This window comes from Streptomyces sp. NPDC001219, assembly GCF_053597915.1.
This window is the reverse complement of record NZ_JBSFJF010000010.1, coordinates 120,347-139,522: the sequence shown is the minus strand read 5'-3', so window position 1 is coordinate 139,522 and position 19,176 is coordinate 120,347. Positions and strand designations below refer to the sequence as shown.

At 71.6% G+C, this 19,176-nt stretch carries 15 protein-coding genes, 1 tRNA gene and 1 pseudogene; 10 read left to right on the top strand and 7 right to left on the bottom strand.

Features of this window, described 5'->3' with window-relative positions; genetic code table 11:
• The first annotated feature begins 319 nt into the window (after positions 1-319).
• The 3 genes from ACWC9R_RS09230 to ACWC9R_RS09220 are packed head-to-tail and all read left to right on the top strand — an operon-like array spanning position 320 to position 3,751.
• Complete coding sequence (locus ACWC9R_RS09230; RefSeq protein WP_450729845.1) at positions 320-1,762, top strand: family 2B encapsulin nanocompartment shell protein; 1,443 nt, start codon at positions 320-322, stop codon at positions 1,760-1,762.
• Between the two features lie 19 nt (positions 1,763-1,781).
• Positions 1,782-2,843 (top strand): family 2 encapsulin nanocompartment cargo protein terpene cyclase, encoded by a 1,062-nt coding sequence (locus tag ACWC9R_RS09225; protein ID WP_450729843.1) that lies wholly within the window; start codon positions 1,782-1,784, stop codon positions 2,841-2,843.
• Positions 2,844-2,875: 32 nt separating this feature from the next.
• Positions 2,876-3,751: a geranyl diphosphate 2-C-methyltransferase gene (locus ACWC9R_RS09220; RefSeq protein WP_450729841.1), complete on the top strand. Its 876-nt coding sequence runs from the start codon at positions 2,876-2,878 to the stop codon at positions 3,749-3,751.
• 48 nt (positions 3,752-3,799) lie between these two features.
• Here ACWC9R_RS09220 and ACWC9R_RS09215 read toward each other — a convergent pair whose 3' ends face one another.
• Complete coding sequence (locus ACWC9R_RS09215; RefSeq protein ID WP_450729839.1) at positions 3,800-5,404, bottom strand: beta-N-acetylhexosaminidase; 1,605 nt, start codon at positions 5,402-5,404, stop codon at positions 3,800-3,802.
• 189 nt (positions 5,405-5,593) lie between these two features.
• Between ACWC9R_RS09215 and ACWC9R_RS09210 the strand changes: the two genes are divergently transcribed.
• Complete coding sequence (locus tag ACWC9R_RS09210) at positions 5,594-5,884, top strand: hypothetical protein (protein ID WP_362605201.1); 291 nt, start codon at positions 5,594-5,596, stop codon at positions 5,882-5,884.
• A gap of 67 nt (positions 5,885-5,951) precedes the next feature.
• Positions 5,952-7,781, top strand: a complete 1,830-nt coding sequence (gene glmS, locus ACWC9R_RS09205; protein ID WP_450729836.1) for a glutamine--fructose-6-phosphate transaminase (isomerizing) — start codon at positions 5,952-5,954, stop codon at positions 7,779-7,781.
• A gap of 460 nt (positions 7,782-8,241) precedes the next feature.
• Here the strand turns inward: glmS and ACWC9R_RS09200 are convergent, their stop codons facing one another.
• Positions 8,242-8,763, bottom strand: a complete 522-nt coding sequence (locus ACWC9R_RS09200) for a universal stress protein (protein ID WP_018093093.1) — start codon at positions 8,761-8,763, stop codon at positions 8,242-8,244.
• 1,021 nt (positions 8,764-9,784) lie between these two features.
• Here ACWC9R_RS09200 and ACWC9R_RS09195 point away from each other — a divergent pair.
• The 3 genes from ACWC9R_RS09195 (at position 9,785) to ACWC9R_RS09185 (ending at position 11,920) form a co-directional block, all read left to right on the top strand.
• A complete protein-coding gene (locus ACWC9R_RS09195) occupies positions 9,785-11,059 on the top strand; it encodes a GlxA family transcriptional regulator (protein WP_450729834.1) in 1,275 nt (424 codons plus the stop codon).
• 5 nt (positions 11,060-11,064) lie between these two features.
• Positions 11,065-11,685: an oligoribonuclease gene (gene orn, locus ACWC9R_RS09190; RefSeq protein WP_450729832.1), complete on the top strand. Its 621-nt coding sequence runs from the start codon at positions 11,065-11,067 to the stop codon at positions 11,683-11,685.
• Between the two features lie 159 nt (positions 11,686-11,844).
• Positions 11,845-11,920 (top strand) — tRNA-His (locus ACWC9R_RS09185).
• 383 nt (positions 11,921-12,303) lie between these two features.
• Here the strand turns inward: ACWC9R_RS09185 and ACWC9R_RS09180 are convergent.
• The 3 genes and pseudogenes from ACWC9R_RS09180 to ACWC9R_RS09170 all read right to left on the bottom strand — a co-directional run.
• Positions 12,304-13,197 (bottom strand): annotated as a pseudogene (locus tag ACWC9R_RS09180) (chitinase); the annotation flags it as partial.
• A gap of 325 nt (positions 13,198-13,522) precedes the next feature.
• Positions 13,523-14,926, bottom strand: coding sequence for a sensor histidine kinase (locus tag ACWC9R_RS09175; protein WP_450729830.1), 1,404 nt, complete (start codon positions 14,924-14,926; stop codon positions 13,523-13,525).
• Positions 14,927-15,014: 88 nt separating this feature from the next.
• The gene (locus ACWC9R_RS09170) at positions 15,015-15,707 is read right to left on the bottom strand and encodes a response regulator transcription factor (protein ID WP_362605193.1); all 693 of its coding nucleotides are present in this window, start codon (positions 15,705-15,707) and stop codon (positions 15,015-15,017) included.
• Between the two features lie 120 nt (positions 15,708-15,827).
• Here ACWC9R_RS09170 and ACWC9R_RS09165 point away from each other — a divergent pair, with 120 nt between their 5' ends.
• Positions 15,828-16,397 carry a hypothetical protein gene (locus ACWC9R_RS09165; RefSeq protein WP_450729828.1) on the top strand — a complete coding sequence of 190 codons (570 nt, stop codon included), beginning with the start codon at positions 15,828-15,830 and terminating at the stop codon, positions 16,395-16,397.
• 45 nt (positions 16,398-16,442) lie between these two features.
• Here the strand turns inward: ACWC9R_RS09165 and ACWC9R_RS09160 are convergent, their stop codons facing one another.
• Complete coding sequence (locus ACWC9R_RS09160; protein WP_450729826.1) at positions 16,443-17,303, bottom strand: spermidine synthase; 861 nt, start codon at positions 17,301-17,303, stop codon at positions 16,443-16,445.
• A 183-nt stretch (positions 17,304-17,486) separates the two neighbouring features.
• Entirely contained in the window at positions 17,487-17,798 is a 312-nt protein-coding gene (locus ACWC9R_RS09155) for a chaplin (protein ID WP_362605187.1), read from the bottom strand.
• A gap of 245 nt (positions 17,799-18,043) precedes the next feature.
• Here ACWC9R_RS09155 and ACWC9R_RS09150 point away from each other — a divergent pair, with 245 nt between their 5' ends.
• Complete coding sequence (locus ACWC9R_RS09150) at positions 18,044-19,144, top strand: hypothetical protein (protein ID WP_450729824.1); 1,101 nt, start codon at positions 18,044-18,046, stop codon at positions 19,142-19,144.
• The last annotated feature ends 32 nt before the right edge of the window (positions 19,145-19,176 follow it).

The following is a 19,176-nucleotide window of genomic DNA, read 5'->3' as shown; positions in this document are numbered from 1 at the left end:
CCCGGGGCAAGCCCCCGGTGCGGTGAAGGAAGGCGGTCCGGTCGCTTCGGCGACCGGGCCGCCGCTTCTGTGTGCGCCCCTGTGCGCGTCCGCGCCTGTACCCCGGTGCGCGGGGAGCATGCGGCGGCCCGAGGGCGCGCGGGCGCACCACCATGATCCGCCTGCCTCGCTTCGGGGTTTATGACTCGTGGATGCGAGTTCGCCCCCTTTCACGCCGTACCGACGTGCCCTCCCCCCTGTTTGGCTTGCTCCTGAACACGGCCACTTTGTTCACGGCAGGACGTTTTGCTCACTTCTGTTCATGTCCCGGGAGGGGAATGTGTCCGTACCGGACAGCATCACCGGTGCCGCCGCCGACGAGCCCACTGCCGCACCACCCGCAGACAGCGCGCTCACCAGCCTCAGCACACAGGCCGCGCGCCGGCTGGCGACCACCACCAAGTCCGAGCCCCAGATGCAGGCCATCACCTCGCGATGGCTGCTGAAGGCGCTGCCCTGGGTGGACGTCAAGGGCGGCTCCTACCGGGTCAACCGCCGTCTCCAGCTCCGCGTCGGCCGGGGCCGGGTCCAGTTCGAGCAGAACGGCGCGGACGACATCCGGGTGATCCCGCGGACCCTCACCGAACTTCCCGCCCTGCGCGGCTACTCCGACACCGAGGTCCTCAAGGAGCTGGCCGGCCGCTTCCGGGTGCGGGAGGTCCGGGCCGGCCAGGTCCTCTTCGAGGCCGGACAGCCCACCACCGAGGCCTACCTCGTCGTCCACGGCCGGTTCACCCGCTCCGCGCCCGGCAAGTACGGCGAGGAGGAGGTCCTCGGCGTCGTCACGGACGGCGACCAGATGGGGGACGAGGCGATCGGCCGGCCCGACCCCCGGTGGCTGACCTCGGTCCGGGCCGAGACGGCGGGCGTCGTGATGGTGCTGCCCTGGGACGTGGTCCGGGAGTTCACCGACCGGGTGCCGTCCCTCGCCGCCCATCTGACGGCGTACGCGGAGCGGCAGCAGCGCCCCATGAACCGCAAGGGCGAGGCGGAGGTACCGGTGCGGGCGGGGCACGTCGGCGAGCCCACGCTGTCCGGCGGCTTCGTCGACTACGAGCTCGCCCCGCGCGAGTACGAACTCTCCCTGACCCAGACCGTGCTGCGGGTCCACAGCCGGGTCGCCGACCTCTACAACGACCCCATGGACCAGACCCGGCAGCAGCTCCGGCTCACCGTCGAGGAGGTCCGCGAGCGCCAGGAGTGGGAGCTGCTCAACAACCGGGAGTTCGGACTGCTGCACAACGCCGACCACGGCCAGCGCATCAGCTCCTACACCGGCCCGCCCACCCCGGACGACATGGACGAGCTGTTGTCCATGCGCCGCAAGACCCGGCTGTTCCTGGCCCACCCGAAGGCGATCGCCGCCTTCTTCCGGCAGTGCAACAAACGCGGTCTGGTGCCGGGCACGGCGAACGTCGACGGGCACGAGGTGCCCGCCTGGCGCGGCGTCCCGATCTTCCCGTGCGGCAAGATCCCGGTCAGTGACACCCACACCAGCAGCATCCTCGCGCTGCGTACCGGTGAGGCGGACCAGGGAGTCGTCGGCCTGCACCAGACCGGCATCCCCGAGGAGTACGAGCCCGGCCTGAACGTCCGGTTCATGGGCATCGACCCGGCCGCCGTCATCAACTACCTCGTCACCGCCTACTACTCGGTGGCCATCCTCGTGCCCGACGCCGTCGGAGTCCTGGAGAACGTCCAGATCGGCCGGAGCGCCGACTGAGCAGGTGGAGTCCCGAACCATGAGCACGCCCCCGAACCCCGCCGCCGCGTTCGCGCTGCCCGGCCCGCCGAACCTCGTCCGCACCCTGCGGAACCGGCGCCCCGGCGGAGCCGTCCCCGGGCTGAGGTACCGGCCCGCCGCGCCCGCCGACCCGGAGAAGGCCCGGGAGATCGACCGCAGACTGGAGGCCTGGGCCCGCCGGCTGGACCTCTTCCCCGCCCAGTGGACCGGGGACTTCACCGAGTTCCGGTTCGGCCGGGCCGTCGTCCTCCAGCATCCCGGTGCGGCCGACCTCGAACGCCTCACCGTCGCGGGCAAGCTGCTGCTGGCCGAGAACATCGTCGACAACTGCTACTGCGAGGAGGACGAGGGCAAGGGCGGCGCCCACCGCGGCCTCGGCGGCCGGCTGATCCTGGCCCAGTCGGCCCTCGACCCGCTGCACGGCACCCCCGAGCTGGAGGAGGAGTGGCGCCACGGTGTGCAGGCCGACGGGCCGCTGCGCTCCTACCACTGGGCCCTGAAGGACTACGCGGCCCTCGCCACCCCCAGCCAGACCGACCGGTTCGTCCAGGACATCGCCCGGCTGCACCTCGGCTATCTCGCCGAGGCCGCCTGGGCGGAGACCCGGCACGCGCCGCGGGTCTGGGAGTACCTGGTCATGCGGCAGTTCAACAACTTCCGCCCCTGTCTGTCCATCGTCGACGCCGTGGACGGCTACGAGCTCCCCGAGGCGCTCTACGCCCGCCCCGAGGTCCAGCGGGTCACCGCGCTGGCCTGCAACGCCACCACCATCGTCAACGACCTGTACTCCTTCACCAGGGAGCTGGCGAGTGACCCGGACCATCTGAACCTGCCCCAGGTGGTGGCCGCCAACGACCGGCGCGGCCTGAAGGCCGCCTACCTGAAGAGCGTCGAGATCCACAACCAGATCATGGAGGCGTTCGAGACGGAGTCGGCTCCGCTGTCCGCCACCTCGCCCCTCCTCGAACGGTACGTCCGCGGCCTGGCCGACTGGGTGTCCGGCAACCACGAGTGGCACGCCACCAACACCGACCGCTACCAGCTGCCCAACTACTGGTAGACCGATCCGCGCACCACAGCAAGGAGTCACCGTTGACCATCGCTCACGCCGACACCGCCCGCACACCGGTGCCGACCCAGTCCACGTACCAGTCCCGGGTCGCGGACTACTGGAACGCCGAGGAGAACCCGGTCAACCTCGAACTGGGGAGGATCGACGACCTCTACCACCACCACTACGGCATCGGGGACGCCGACCGGTCGGTGCTGAAGGAGCCGGACCCCGCCCGGCGCCGCGAACGGGTCACCGGCGAACTGCACCGGCTGGAGCACGCCCAGGCCGAACTCCTCGCCTCCCACCTCGGTGACCTCTCCCCCGCCGACCGGGTCTTCGACGCCGGGTGCGGCCGCGGCGGCGGCAGCGTGGTCGCGCATCTGCGCTACGGCTGCCACGCCGACGGGGCCACCATCTCCGCCAAGCAGGCCGACTTCGCCAACGGCCAGGCCCTCAAGCGCGGTATCGACGACAGGGTGCGCTACCACCACCGCAACATGCTCGACACCGGCTTCACCTCCGGCGCCTACGCGGCGTCCTGGAACAACGAGTCGACCATGTACGTCGAGCTGGACCTGCTGTTCGCGGAGCACGCCAGGCTGCTGCGGCGCGGGGGACGGTATGTCACGATCACCGGCTGCTACAACGACGCCTACGGGCGCGCCTCCCGCGAGGTGTCCCTCATCAACGCCCACTACATCTGCGACATCCACCCGCGGTCGGAGTACTTCCGCGCGATGGCCCGCAACCGGCTCGTCCCCGTGCACGTCGAGGACCTGACGGAGGCCGCGCTGCCGTACTGGGAGCTGCGCCGGGAGGCCGACCACCTGGTCACGGGGATCGAGGACACCTTCCTGACCGCGTACCGCAACGGCAGCTTCCAGTACCTGCTGATCGCCGCCGAGCGGGTCTGAGGACCCGGAGGCCGTGCCGGGCGTCGTCGGACGCCCGGCACGGCGGGCTCACTTCGCCGGCCAGGGCACTTCCGGCGAGCGGTGGTAGTTGATGCCCAGCGCGTCCCAGCGGGGCGCCTGGGCGGCCAGCCGCACCTTGTAGTCGTCCCAGTCGTGGGTACTCGCCGGGGACCAGCCCAGCTCCGCGATGCCGGGCAGCCGCGGGAAGGCCATGTACTCGAGGTGCGCCGAGGTCGACAGCGTCTCGGTCCACAGGGGCGCCTCCACGCCGAGGACGGAGTCCGCGGGCGCGTCCTTCAGATAGCTGCCCGGGTCCCAGTCGTAGGAGCGCCGGGTGTCGACATAGCCCGCCCAGGACAGGCCCAGCGGCGTGTCCTTGTCGTACTTCATGTCGAGGTAGGCGCGGTCGGCGGGCGAGAGGATCAGCCGGGTGCCGTTGCGGGCGGCGTCGGCGACCTGTCGGCGCTCCGCGGCGCCCGTCTTGTCGTAGCCCCAGTACTGCGCGACGGCGCCCCTGGCCGGGCGCGCCCCGGTCAGCTGGTGCCAGCCGACCACGGTCTTGCCGTATTTGGCGACCACCGGCTGCACCTTGTCCATGAAGGCCACGTAGTCCGCGTGGCTGGTGGAGTGTGCCTCGTCACCGCCGATGTGGAGGTAGCGGCCCGGGGTGAGCGCGGCGATCTCCCGGATCACGTCGTCGACGAAGTCGTACGTCACCTTCTTCGGCACGCACAGGGAGCTGAAGCCGACGTTCGTGCCGGTGTAGAGGGGCGGCGCCTGGCCGTTGCAGTTGAGCTCGGCGTAGGAGGCCAGCGCGGCGTTGGTGTGGCCCGGCATGTCGATCTCGGGCACGACGGTCAGATAGCGGGCCGCGGCGTAGCGGACGATCTCGCGGTAGTCGTCCTTGGCGTAGTAGCCGCCGGGGCCACCGCCGACCTGGGTGGAGCCGCCATAGGTCGCCAGCCGCGGCCAGGACGCAAGGGCGATCCGCCAGCCCTGGTCGTCCGACAGGTGCAGATGCAGCCGGTTGATCTTGTACATCGCGAGCTGGTCGATATAGCGCTTGACCTGCGCGACGGTGAAGAAGTGCCGGGAGACGTCGAGCATCGCGCCGCGGTGGCCGTAGCGCGGGGAGTCGGTGATGGTGCCCCCGGCGATCCGCCAGGGCGTGCGCCCGGCGCGTTCCCGCTCCGCGCCGGCGGGCAGCAGTTGGCGCAGGGTCTGCACGGCGTGGAAGAGACCGGCGGGGCGGGCGGCGCTCAGGGTGACGGCACGGCCGTCGGAGGTCAGCCGGTAGCCCTCGGCGCCCAGCCCGCCGGTGCCGCTGCCGCCGAGGCGCAGCACGATGCCGTCCCGGCCGTCCTTGGTCGTCACGGGGAGGGCGAGCCCGGTGGCGGGCCGCAGCAGCCCCGCCAGATAGCCGGCGATCCGCTTGGCCTCACCGGAGCCGCCGGGCACCCGGATGCGGGTGCCGGCCCCGAGGGTGTACGCCTCCCCGCCGCCGCGTACGGACGCCGGAGCGGGGATCACCCGGTCCAGTGGGGTGGCGGCCCGGGGAGCGGCTCCGGCGGCGCCCTGCGGCGGTACGGCGGCGGTCCCCAGCCCCGCGGCCGCGACCAGCAGCAGCGAGAACAGCAGTCTGCGTCGTCTCATGGACGGTCCCTTCGGCGAACCTCGTGCAGGGCGTGGTGCATGGCATGGAGCGACCGAACGGTGACCATGCGTACCGCGAGCCTCGATTCCGGTCAAGGTTCGGACCAGTTTCAGGCCCCCAAACCGGGGACGTGCCCGATAGCGGGCAGATTTCTTGCCATTCCGCGCGCCGCCCCGCAATATCGACGGGTGCTCGATCGCCGTCACCGCAGCGCTGAGGCGCCGCACGAAGACCTGGTGGACCACCTGGTGCGCAGCACACCGCTTCAGCGCGGTGAGGCCGCCCGGGTGGTGCTCGACGTGCTGGCGTACTTCGACGAGACCATCGAGGAATTCGTCCGCCGGCGCCATCGGGAGCTGCAGTCCCAGGGACTGCGCAACGAGGAGATCTTCGAACGGCTCCGCCACGAGCTGCCGCACCGCGCCGTGGCCCCGCCCGATCTCTCGGCCCGCCAGCTGCGCCGCCTCATCTACGGCTGACGGCCACGCCCGGCACACCGGGCCGGGCACGAACCATCGTCACCACGCTTTCTGGGAGGGTCACTGTATGTGCGGGATCGTTGGGTATATCGGCAAACGTGATGTCGCCCCGCTGCTCCTCGAGGGCCTGCAGCGCCTGGAGTACCGCGGCTACGACTCGGCGGGCATCGCCATCCACGCCAAGGGCACCGGCAAGGCCGCGGGCGGCCTGAAGACCGCCAAGGCCAAGGGCCGGGTCCGTGAGCTGGAGGCGCGCGTGCCGAAGCGCTTCGCGGGCACCACGGGCATCGCGCACACCCGCTGGGCCACCCACGGCGCGCCGACCGACGAGAACGCCCACCCGCACCTGGACACCGAGGGCAAGGTCGCGGTCGTCCACAACGGCATCATCGACAACGCCGCCGAGCTGCGCGCCAGGCTCACCGCCGACGGCATCACCTTCGCCTCGGAGACCGACACCGAGGTGCTGGCCCACCTGATCGCCCGTTCCGCCGCCGAGAAGCTGGAGGAGCGGGTCCGCGAGGCGCTGCGGCACATCGAGGGCACCTACGGCATCGCCGTGCTGCACGCCGACTTCCCCGACCGCATCGTGGTGGCCCGCAACGGCTCCCCGGTCGTCCTGGGCATCGGCGAGCACGAGATGTTCGTCTCCTCCGACGTCGCCGCGCTGGTCTCGCACACCCGCCAGGTCGTCACCCTCGACGACGGCGAGATGGCCACCCTCAAGGCCGACGACTACCGCACGTACACCACCGAGGGCTCGCGCACCACGTCCGCCCCGGAGACCGTCGAGTACGCGGCCGAGTCCTACGACCTGGGCGGCCACGACACGTACATGCACAAGGAGATCTCCGAGCAGGCGGACGCGGTGGACCGCGCGCTGCGCGGCCGGATCGACGACCGCTTCTCCACCGTGCACCTCGGCGGCCTGAACCTCGACGCCCGCGAGGCGCGCGGGGTGCGCCGGGTGAAGATCCTGGGCTGCGGCACCTCGTACCACGCGGGCCAGATCGGCGCGCAGATGATCGAGGAGCTGGCCCGTATCCCCTCGGACGCCGAGCCGGCCTCCGAGTTCCGCTACCGCAACCCGGTCGTGGACCCCGACACGCTGTACGTGGCGGTCTCCCAGTCCGGTGAGACCTACGACGTGCTGGCGGCCGTCCAGGAGCTCAAGCGCAAGGGCGCGCGGGTGCTGGGCCTGGTGAACGTGGTCGGCTCGGCGATCGCCCGGGAGACCGACGGCGGCATCTACGTCCACGCCGGCCCCGAGGTCTGCGTGGTCTCCACCAAGTGCTTCACCAACATGGTGGTCTCCTTCGCGCTGCTCGCCCTGCACCTGGGCCGCATCCGTGACCTGTCGGTCGCGGACGGCAAGCGGATCATCGAGGGCCTGCGCAAGCTGCCCGGCCAGATCGACGAGATCCTCAAGGGCGAGGAGCAGATCAAGACGCTGTCGGCGCAGTACGCGGACGCCAAGTCGATGATGTTCATCGGCCGGGTGCGCGGCTACCCGGTGGCGCGCGAGGCCTCCCTGAAGCTCAAGGAGGTCTCCTACATCCACGCCGAGGCCTACCCCGCCTCGGAGCTGAAGCACGGCCCGCTGGCCCTCATCGAGCCCGCCATGCCGACCGTCGCGATCGTCCCCGACGACGACCTGCTGGAGAAGAACCGCGCCGCCCTGGAGGAGATCAAGGCCCGCAGCGGCCGCATCCTGGCGGTCGCCCACCAGGAGCAGGAGAAGGCCGACCACACCATCCTCGTCCCGAAGAACGAGCCGGAGCTGGACCCGATCCTCATGGGCATCCCGCTCCAACTGCTCGCCTACCACACGGCCCTGGCCCTCGGCCGCGACATCGACAAGCCCCGCAACCTGGCGAAGTCGGTCACGGTGGAGTAGCCCGGAGCCCGGTGGAGAGGAACTGATCCCACTCCACCGAAGCGACAATTGAGCACCCCCCACGGCGCCCAACCACCTCCGCGAAAGCGGCGCCGGTTCAGGCGCAAAGGGGAGTCGGCGGCTCCGCGGGCGTGCCACCATACGCACGCGGAGCCGCCGCCTCCCCTGTACCGGCGTCGCCCATACGCCGGCGGGATGCCGCCGCCCCGGAAACCGTCACTTCCCGGCCGGCAGCACGCAGTTGCCGTGTGCGCGGCCGCCGGGCCCGTGTCGCGGCGCGCCCACGTGCCTGTTTCCTACCCGCCGCGGGGGCCGCTTTCACCTTGCCGGGTGAGCGGAAGTGCGGCTGCGCACAATCCTCATGACGCCCCCGCACCTGTGGACGTGACGGGGAGAAAGATCGCGTGAAGGGGGCGGCGCGGCACGGGAGTTGAGTGCCCGCGCGCTTTCCGTGGGCGCGTCAGGGAATCACGATCACCGGGCGCTGGGCCCGGCGGGCGAGCCGGCCGGCCACCGAGCCGAAGATCCGGCCGACGATGCCGTGCGTGGAGCCGACCACGATCGCGTCGGCCTCGTACTCCCGGCCGACCTCCTCCAGCTCGTGGCAGATGTCGCCGCCACGCTCGACGAGAATCCAGGGCACCTCGGTGAGGTGGTCAGCGCAGGCCAGCTCCAGGCCGAGCACCTCGGTGCGGTGATCGGGTACGTCCACGAAGACCGGGGGCTCACAGCCGGCCCAGACGGTCGTCGGCAGCCGGTTGGCCACATGGACGATGATCAAACCGGAGCCGAGGCGCCGGGCCATACCGATTGCATACGCCAATGCGCGTTCGCTCGACATGGAGCCGTCGAAGCCGACCACGACGCCGTGCCGGAAGGCGGGGTCGCAGGAGTGGCGTGTCTTTTCCGCCGCTTCGAGGTCCGCCATGGGATCGGCGACCTGCTTGCGGTCCGCGGGTTCGGGGATTTCGTGACCGGCCATTGGTGTCTCGGCGAGGACGTCCTCTTGCGGAGGGGCGAACGGGGAACGGCGATTGACTTGATCCGGCAGTTGACTGAGCTGACTCGCCCGAAGTGCGGGAGCCATAGTTCAAAGAGGAACGATACGACTGGGAATCATCTTCCCAACCCGATACCCCAAGAGTACGGCGCCACTCCCCCGCTGCCCAGAGCCCGCCACGGGCGCGGAGGCGCCCGTGCGAGGTGGGTGGGGCCTCGAACGTTCCCCGGAGCATGCCGGAGCGTGGCGCGGATGGCAATGCCCCGGCCTGCCCCCGTACGTACCCCTCGCGGTGACCCATGATCGTCGGCCGCGTTGTAGTAGCAGCCCGTCCGAGGGGAGTGCGCGGTGCCGTTGCCGTCCGACAGATCACCCGACCCAGTGAGTGATGTGGTGCGCTGGGGCGCGTTCAGCTGTGCCCTGGTGCCACTCGTGCTGATCTTCAGCGGCGCCTCCTGGGCCGGTGCCGCCGGGGCCGCCGCCGGTCTGGCCACGGTGACCGGCGCCTGCCACGCCCTGTTGCGGCACTCCGAACGGACCGCCGCGCGGGTCAGGGTGCGTGAGGTCGGGAGACACCGGGACAGAAACGGACGTTCAGGGGCGGCGGCGCACGGGGGCGGAAGGCATTCCGGTGGGCGTACGCCGGTCGATTGAGGCACCGGCAACCCTGCGCGCGACCGTTTTCAGCCAACTTCCGGCCGAGGTCCCCACCTTGCCCGTGGCACCGCCCAACCCTGGTGTGAGCAGGGAGGAAAGGACCGCTGGGCATGGTTGTGCCCTACTGCGAACGGGCAGAGCCGAGACGCGTACTTCCCATGTAGGCCCGACGAGTGGAACGCTTCGTGATCGAATGCTTCGCGCCAAGTTGCCATATCGACATACCAGCGGGTGGTGAACTTGGCACTCCATCCTCACGGAACACAGTAGATTCGATCTTGGTAGCAATGGCGGGGGAACTGTGCAGGACCGAGAGGGCGAGACGACCGAGGGGGGCTTAAGTGCCATGAGCCAGGACTCCGCTGCCGTACCAGATGCCGCACGCAAGCTCGCCGCCCGACGACGCCGCGAAATAGTCGCGGTGCTCCTCTTCAGCGGCGGCCCCATTTTCGAGAGCTCCATTCCGCTCTCGGTCTTCGGCATCGACCGACAGGACGCCGGCGTTCCGCGGTACCGGCTGCTTGTGTGCGCGGGCGAAGATGCACCTTTGCGCACGACCGGGGGGCTCGAACTGTCGGCCCCCTACGGGCTGGAGGCGATCTCCCGTGCCGGGACGGTCGTCGTGCCGGCCTGGCGATCCATCACCCAGGCCCCGCCGCCCGCCGCGCTCGACGCGCTGCGCCGGGCGCACGAAGAGGGCGCCAGAATCGTCGGGTTGTGCACGGGGGCGTTCGTCCTCGCCGCGGCCGGACTGCTCGACGGCCGCCCGGCCACCACCCATTGGATGTACGCACCGACGCTCGCCAAGCGTTACCCGTCCGTCCATGTGGACCCCCGTGAGCTCTTCGTCGACGACGGCGACGTGCTCACCTCCGCGGGGACGGCGGCCGGTATCGACCTGTGTCTGCACATCGTGCGCACCGACCACGGCGCGGACGCCGCGAACGCGCTGGCCCGCCGGCTCGTCGTGCCGCCCCGCCGCACCGCGTCCGACATGGGACACCAGCGCTACCTGGACAGGTCATTACCTGAAGAGATCGGCGCCGACCCGCTCGCCGAGGTCGTCGCCTGGGCGCTGGAACACCTCCACGAGCAGTTCGACGTGGAGACGCTGGCCGCCCGCGCGTACATGAGCCGGCGCACCTTCGACCGGCGCTTCCGTTCCCTGACCGGGAGCGCTCCGCTGCAGTGGCTGATCACTCAGCGGGTGCTGCAGGCCCAGCGGCTGCTGGAGACCTCCGACTATTCGGTGGACGAGGTCGCCGGGCGCTGCGGGTTCCGTTCGCCGGTCGCCCTGCGCGGCCACTTCCGGCGGCAGCTGGGCGCCTCGCCCGCCGCCTACCGGGCGGCCTACCGTGCGCGCCGGCCGCAGAACGGGGCCGAGCCCGCGCTCAGACCGGAGCGTGCCGAGCGGCCGGAGCGCGAGCGGGCCATGCTGGGCGCCGGCAACGGGGAGCGGTACGCCGCCGCGCTGGCCGGCCACGGCCTCGCGACCGCGGAAGCGGCCGAAGCGGGCAAACCGCAGTCGGACGCCTACGCCTCCCGGATGCCGGAATCCCCGGTCGGCCGGGGTCCGGGCCGCCCCGTGCTGCCCGGACAGCGGGAGCGCCCCGTAGGGTGAGATGTATGAACGATCGCATGGTGTGGATCGACTGCGAGATGACCGGTCTCTCGCTGGCGAATGACGCGCTCATCGAGGTGGCCGCCCTGGTCACCGACTCGGAGCTGAATGTGCTGGGCGACGGGGTGGATGTGGTGATCCGCCCCCCGGCCGGCGCACTCGGCACCATGCCGGAGGTGGTGCGGCAGATGCACACCGCCTCCGGGCTGCTGACGGAGCTGGACGGCGGCACCACGCTGGAGGCGGCCGAGGCGCAGGTGCTCGCCTACATCAAGGAGCATGTGCCCGAGCCGGGGAAGGCGCCGCTGTGCGGCAACTCCGTCGGCACCGATCGTGGCTTCCTGCTGCGTGACATGCCGACCCTGGAGAGCTACCTCCACTACCGGATCGTCGATGTCTCGTCCGTGAAGGAACTGGCCCGCCGCTGGTTCCCGCGGGCCTACTTCAACAGTCCGGACAAGAACGGCAACCACCGGGCGCTGGCGGACATCCGTGAGTCCATCGCGGAGCTTCGCTACTACCGGGAGGCGGTCTTCGTGCCGCAGCCCGGCCCCGACTCGGACACCGCGAAGGCCATCGCCGCCAAGCACGTCCTTCCTGCTGAGCCGCAGTCCGCACCGCAGTGACCCGCGGGGCGTGTGTCGTGCGGGCCCCCACGGGCCGACCGTGACCCGCACGACACGCCCTCGGGCCCGGGACACAAAACCTGGGCGCGAGCACCCCTCCGGACCCTGTACACTTTTTCTCAGCCGGTGGGGAAAAAGAACCACACAGCACCGGTCATGGTGGGTATAGCTCAGCTGGTAGAGCACCTGGTTGTGGTCCAGGATGTCGCGGGTTCAAGTCCCGTTACTCACCCCACTTCAAGGCCCCCGACCTCAGGTCGGGGGCCTTGGCGTTTGTCGGGGTGAGGGCCGGCGCGGAGAAGGGGTTGGCGCGAGGGGCCGGGACGGCCATCCGCTCGCGGAGCGCCGCTTCCCGTCAGCCGATGTGCGGATGTCCTTACGCCAGGGGAACCAACGGGAACACCAAGAGGACCAATGGCGCATTTCCGACAGGTGAGGGTGCGGTGGTGAGCGGCGGCCGACGGGCCCGGGGATGGGGCCGGTGATCTTCGGGGTGAGCGTGCTCACGGGCCTGCCGTGCACGCGGAAGGCGGGGCCCAGCGGGTGGGGGGGGGAACCCGCTGTGCCCCGCCTGGGGCGGACGGTCCGGGCAGGGGGTACCGGGCCGTCCGGTGGGGGTCAGCCCTTGTAGGCGGCGAAGGCCTTGGTGAAGTCCAGCGGCTTCTGCTCGACGGAGCTGCAGGTCGGCTGCGCGGAGGAGGCGGCGCCGCCCGGGCAGGCCTGGTCACGGGTCGAGGACCACATCGACAGCCAGGCCAGGTGCTTGTCCTTGGCGAACTTCACCAGCTGGGTCGCGTCGCCGGCCTTGAAGACCTCGCCCTGGACGTCGTTGACGCCGATCATCGGGGTCACGGCGACGGTCTTCCAGGCCGCCGCGTCGCTCAGGCGGAGGGCCTTCTTCAGCTGGCCCTGGGTGGCCGTGGCGGCCTGGGTGGCGTAGGTGCCCATGTCGCCGCTGTAGGAGGGGCCGTAGTCCATCGCCATGATGTTGACGGCGGAGATCCTGACACCGTTCTTCCTGGCGTCGGCGACCAGGTTCACCCCGTCCTGGGTCAGGCCCTCGGGCATGACCGGCAGGGTGAAGGAGACGTCCAGGCCGGGGTGCTTCTTCTGGAGCTGGGCGATGGCCTGGGCGCGGCGGGTGTTGGCGGCGGTGTCGGGCAGGGCGCCGCCCTCGATGTCGAAGTCGGCCTTGGTGAGCTTGAACCGGTCGATGACCTTGCCGTACGCGGCGGCCAGCTCGTCCGCGGAACCGCAGGCCAGACCGAGTTCGGAGCCGTTGGCGCCGCCGAAGGAGACCCGGACGTCGCCGCCGGCCTTGCGCAGCGCGGGGATCTGCCGGGCCACCGGGTTGTCACCCAGCTCGCCCGCGCCGCCCCACTTGGGCACACAGCCGCCGCCCGAGGTGACGAAGGCGAGGTGGAACTCCTTCACCCCGGTCTTCCTGGCGGTGCCGGCCAGGTCGTAGGCCGGGCTGAGCGAGGTGTCGACGTACGGGGCGAAGCCGGCCGCCGCCTTCGCGGGGGTGCCCCCGGCCCGCGGTGCCTTGGCGGCCAGGGCGGAACCGCCGAGGGCGAAGGCGCCGCCGGCCGCGACCGCGGCGGCCGCGCCGGTCACGATCAGCTGGGTGGTGCGGCTCTTGCGCCGGCGGTGTACCGAGGGAGTCATCGCGTGCCTGCCTGTCGTCATGAGGGGGAGGGGGTTGCACCGTGGTGCGTCCCGCACGCTAGCGACAGCGAAACGGACAAAAGCCAGGAACGGAGCGGCAGTTGGCGGAATTATGTCCGCCTTAAGGCGGCGAAAGGGAGCGGTTAAGAGCCCCTGGCATGTGCCCCGTTCAGGCCCCGGTGCGGGTGGCGCGCCGCCCCCGGGGGCGGAGGGTGCGGCGCAGCCGGTGGCCGCGCCCGCCGCCGCGCGGGGCGCCCCCGCCGTCCAGCGCCAGCCAGACGCGTACCTCGGTGCCGCCGAGCACCGAGCGGCCCAGGCGTACGTCGCCGCCGGTGGACTCGGCCAGCCGGCGCACGATGTCCAGCCCGAGTCCGGTCGAGCCGGCCCCGCCCCCGCCGTGGCCACGGCGCAGCGCGGCGTCCGGGTCGGCGATGCCCGGCCCGGCGTCCGAGACCAGCACGATCACCGCCTCCTCGGCGTTGTGGACGTCGACCGCGAAGGCGGTGCCCTCGGGGGTGTGCCGGAAGACGTTGCCGAGCATCGCGTCCAGGGCGGCGGCGAGGTCGGGGCGGGCGACGGGGATGCGGACGGGCTGGTCCGCGCCGGCGACGCGTACCGTGCGGCCCTCGTCCTCGGCGAGCGCCGACCAGAACTCCATCCGCTCGCGGATCACCTCGGCGGCGTCACAGCCGGCCGCGGCGGCCGCCTGCCGGGTCTGGGCCTTCTGCTCCCGGGCGGTGCGGATGATCTGGTCCACCTCGCGCTCCAGCTGCTCGACGGCGGAGCGGGTCTGCTCGGCGGCCGGGGTGTCGCCGAGCGAGGCGGCGTTGAGGCGGAGCACGGTCAGCGGGGTGCGCAGCCGGTGCGAGAGGTCGGCGGCCAGCTCCCGTTCGTTGGCGAGCAGTTGGACGACCTGGTCGGCCATGGAGTTGAACGCGGCGGCCGCCTCGCGCAGTTCCGTGGGGCCGTCCTCCGGGACGCGGACGCCGAGCCGGCCCTTGCCGAGGTCGTGGGCGGCGCCCGCCAGCCGTTCGGCGGGCCGCACCATGCGGGTGCCGAGCCGGTCGGCGACCGCGACCGAGCCGATGACCAGTGCCAGACCGACCCCGGCCAGCACCAGCCAGGAGGTGTCGACGCCGCGGGTGAGCGCCTCGTCGGGAACGAACACCTCGACGACGGCGATGCCGGAGGCGACCGCCGTCGGCTGGAGCAGCGAGGTGCCGCCGGGGACCGGGGAGATGGAGGCCCGGCCCAGCTTGACGGCGGCCGCGACATCGGCCTGCGGGGCGCGCCGGGAGCCGATCTCGGCGGCGGTGTCGTGCTTGCCGCCCGCCGGGACGTGTACGCCGATCCGCCCGCCGGAGCCGGTCTCGGCGCTGGCCACCGCGCGTTCGAGCTGGCCGCGGTCGGTGGTGATGGCCAGGACCGGGCCGATGGTGGCGGCCTGCCGCTCGGCGTTGGTGTAGGCGCGGTCGCGGGCCAGCTCCTTGACGACCAGTCCGAGGGGGACGGCGAACGCGACCACGACCATGGTGGTGACCGCCAGCGCCACCTTGACCAGTGCCCATCTCACTGTGCGCCGTCCTTCGCCGCTGCGCCCACGAGGCGCGGAGGTGCGGCTCGCTCCGTCGTGTGCGGCCCGGCGGCCTCACCCGTGGCCTTCACCGTGGCGGCTCCAGCTTCACCCCGACGCCCCGCAGGGTGTGCAGGTAACGCGGCTTCGCCGCGGTCTCGCCCAGCTTGCGGCGCAGCCAGGACAGATGGACGTCGATGGTCTGGTCGTCGCCGTAGGACTGCTGCCAGACCTCGGCGAGGAGTTCCCTGCGGGGGACGACCACGCCCGGCCGCCCGGCGAGGAAGGCCAGCAGGTCGAACTCACGGCGGGTCAAGTCGAGGGCGGCGCCGTCGAGTTCGGCCTGCCGGCGCAGCGGGTCGATGGACAGGCCGCCGACCCGGATCACCCGTGAGGGCGGTTCCGCGCCGGCCGCCGCGGCCCGGGAGCGGCGCAGGACGGCCGCCATCCGGGCCGAGAGGTGCTCGACGGAGAACGGCTTGGTGAGGTAGTCGTCGGCGCCGTCGTTCAACAGCCGTACGATGTCCGCCTCGTCGTCCCGGGCTGTGGCGATGATCACTGGGACATCGGTGATTCCGCGAAGCATCTTGAGCGCCTCGCCCCCGTCCAGATCGGGCAGTCCGAGGTCGAGAATGACGACGTCGAAGCCGACGTGTGCCACCTCGCGCAGCGCCTCCAGGGCGGTACCGACGCTGCGTACCGTATGGGAGGCCTCGGTCAGATGCCGGATGAGGGCCGAGCGTACGAACTGGTCGTCCTCGACCACGAGCACACTTGCCATGGGCGGCACCGTACGCCATTCAAGCGACCTCACCGGCCCGGGGTTGACAGCGGTGCGGTGCGGTCCGCGGCTTCCGGCCCGGGCTGCGTGCGGGCGGCCCGGTGGTGCAGTATGAGCCCAATGCAACGAGGACTGGTTCACGCGGCGGCCTGGACGCTGGCGACCGGCGCCGCGGTCGCCCTGTCGTGGTTCGGGGTGCACACCGTGCTGTCCGGCACGATGTACGACGCGCCGCGCGCCCTGCCGCTGACCGACCAAGTGGCCGCCTCGGAACGGCAGTCGGACGACCGCGCCACCCCGCGCGTCTCCTCCACCCACCGCCCCAAGCCGTCCTCCCCGCCCGGCCGCGGCACGCCCCGCGACCGGGCGCCGTCGTCCCCGGCCACGCCGTCGCACACCGGCTCCGCCCACCCCCACAACCCGTCCACCGACCGGCCGGACGGCACCGCCCCGCCCGCCGACGGCCACGTCAAGAGCTACTCCACGGCGGGCGGCCGGGTGGTCATCGACATGGACGAGCGGTCCGCCGAGCTGGTGTCGGCGACGCCGAACTCCGGCTGGGAGATGCAGGTGTGGAAGCAGGTGGGGTGGCTGCGGGTGGACTTCACCGGCGGCGGCGCCCACACCTCCGTGATCTGCACCTGGAACGGCCATCCGCCGACCGTGCAGACCAGCAACCAGGCGACCTGAGGCCGCCCGCGCGCGGCCCGGTCACGAACGGCCGGGCGTACGGCGTCAGTCGAAGGCGTCGGACGGCGGGGCGGGTGAGGCGGTGGCCGTGGCGTCGGTGACCGGGGCCGCGCCACCGGTGAAGTCCCGCAGCGCGCGGCCGTGTTCGACCCGGCCGGACTGCGGATCGGTCGCCGCCCGCCGGGTCAGCTCGGCCACCGGCAGCTCCCCGTCGGCGGCCAGCAGCACCGCGTTCCCGAAGCGCCTGCCGCGCAGCACGGCCGGGTCGGCGGTCAGACACAGCTCGGGGAAGACCGTGCCGACGGTGGCGATCTGGCCACGCAGAAACCGCAGCGGCGGCCCGTCGGCGAGGTTCGCCGCGTAGAACCCGCCGGGCCGCAGCGCCCGGTGGATCTCCGTCACGAACTCGGTGCTGGTCAGATGCGCGGGCGTGCGGGCGCCGGCGAAGACATCGGCGATGACCAGGTCCGCCCAGCCGTCCGGGATCTTCGCCAGACCGGCGCGGGCGTCGCCGCCGCGCACCCGTATCCGCCAGCCGCTGTCCCACGGCAGCTGCCGGCGGACGAGCTGGACGAGGGCCGCGTCGATCTCGACGGCCTGCTGGGTGGACCGCGGGCGGGTCGCCGCGACGTAGCGGGCCAGGGTCAGGGCGCCGCCGCCGAGGTGGACGACGCGCAGCGGTTTGCCGGGCGGTCCGGCCAGGTCGGCGACGTGCCCGAGCCGCCGCTGATAGGGGAAGTCCAGGAACGCCGGGTCGTCGAGGTCCACATGGGACTGCGGGGCACCGTCGATCAGCAGCGTCCAGCCGCGCGGCCGGTCCCGGTCGGGCCGTAGCTCGGCGACCCCGCCGTCCACCGGTCCGGTGACGGACTCCGCGCCGCCGCGCCCGCGTCTGCTCTTCGCCATGCCCCCAGTATGGCCGGTGCCCGGGATGCCGTATCCGCTGGTCAGCGCGATAGCGGGCCCCGGAGGGCCGGGGAGGTGGGAGTACGGAGCAGAGTGGCGGACCACCCGACCGAGGTCAGGGCGATCCGCCAACTGCACATCATGACCCGTGCCGGCCCGATGACTTCCGGACCGGCGGGCGGGTCACCGGTTGAGGCAGACGTTCCCGAACGCCGGGTTCAGCAGCGCGGCGACGTTGAGGCTGTTGCCGCAGACGTTGATCGGGATGTTGATCGGAACCTGGACATTGTTGCCGCTGAGGATGCCCGGGGAACCCGCGGCAAAGCCCGCCGCGTTGGCACCACTGCGGTGGTTGTACAAACCGCGGTGGTCGTGGCGGTAGTGGTCGCCACGATCGTGACGGCCGTGGTCCCCAGCAGATGCGATGCCTGCGCCACCCAGAACCATGGCACAGCTGGCCGCAGTCATCGCGGCGGTCGTAACAAACCGCTTCATCCCATTCTCCTTTCAGTTCGCGAATGGGGCAACCGGTCACAACGAGCGAAATGAGGCAGGGATGCGGGCGTTCCCTCTTCCGGGAAATCCTTAGCCCTTATGGCAGTAACCACCGGGCAATACAAACTCCCGCATTCCACCGAATGGCCGCCCCCGGCCGGGGTCCGGCGTGCCTGTCGCGGTTTCCGGGATGATTTCTGTCAGAGTGCTCTCCTGTTTGACTGATTGAAGTCGGAGAGGAAGACATGCGGAAGTCGCTGGACCGCACCGGGCGCGGCGTCGTATGCACACTGGTCTCCCTGGCATTGTCGGCCGCACTGTCCTCGGCGGTGGCCGCACCGGCGACCACTGAATCCGCTGAATCCGCCCGAATTCCCTTCGCCGAGCGCTATCACGCCACTCTGCACGGCGGTATCGCCCGCGCCGCCAACTCCTCGGTCACCTGCAGAACGGCGGCCGGCCGCAAAACCACTCCGTGCGCGGCGGCCCAGCAGGGCGGCGCCGGCAACAACGGCCAGTACCGGATGGCCGCCATCGACGTCGACGCCGACGCCCGCACCGACAGCTCCAGCAGCGCCACCCTGCGCCTCCCGGCCGGTTCCCGGGTGCGCTACGCCCGGCTGTACTGGGGCGGCAGCCTGCGGGGCGGCGGGCAGCGGACCGCCGGGGAGCACAGCAGGGCGCTGATCGCCGGGCCGGGCGGCCGGTACCGCGAGGTGCACGCCGACACCCTGACCGGGCACCGCCCGCACTCCGCCGCCGCCGGATTCCAGGCGTCCGCCGAGGTCACCGAACTGGTGCGGAGCAGCGGCGGCGGCGCCTACACGGTGGCGCGGACACAGCAGGCAACGGGCCGTTCGGCGGCCGGTCTCTGGGGCGGCTGGACATTGGTGGCCGCGTACGAGAACGCAAAACAGCCGCTGCGCAGAATCGCGCTCTGGGACGGCTTCCAGTCGCTGGACGCGGACCGCAGGGAACTTTCGGTACGGCTGTCCGGACACGGCATTCCGGTGAATTCCCGGGGCCGCGCGGGCGTGGTGGCATACGACGGAGACCGGGGCAGCGGAAAGGACACGCTCTCCGTCCGGGCCGGTGTCCACCGTGCACACACGGTGCGCGATGCGGCCAATCCGGCGAATGATGTGATGAATTCTACGGTCACTGATTTCGGCCGGGCGACGCTTCGGTGGCCCGCTTACCGGAACACCCTCGGATTTGATTCCGACGTATTCGACATCACGCCCGCACTGCACTCCGGCGGCGACCGGCTCGCTTTCCGCTTCACCACCGGCAAACCCGGATATCTGCTCGGCGCGCTCTTCGTCCAGACCGATACCGGGCGCTGAGCGGCGCACCCGGAATTCCCGCCGTACCCGGA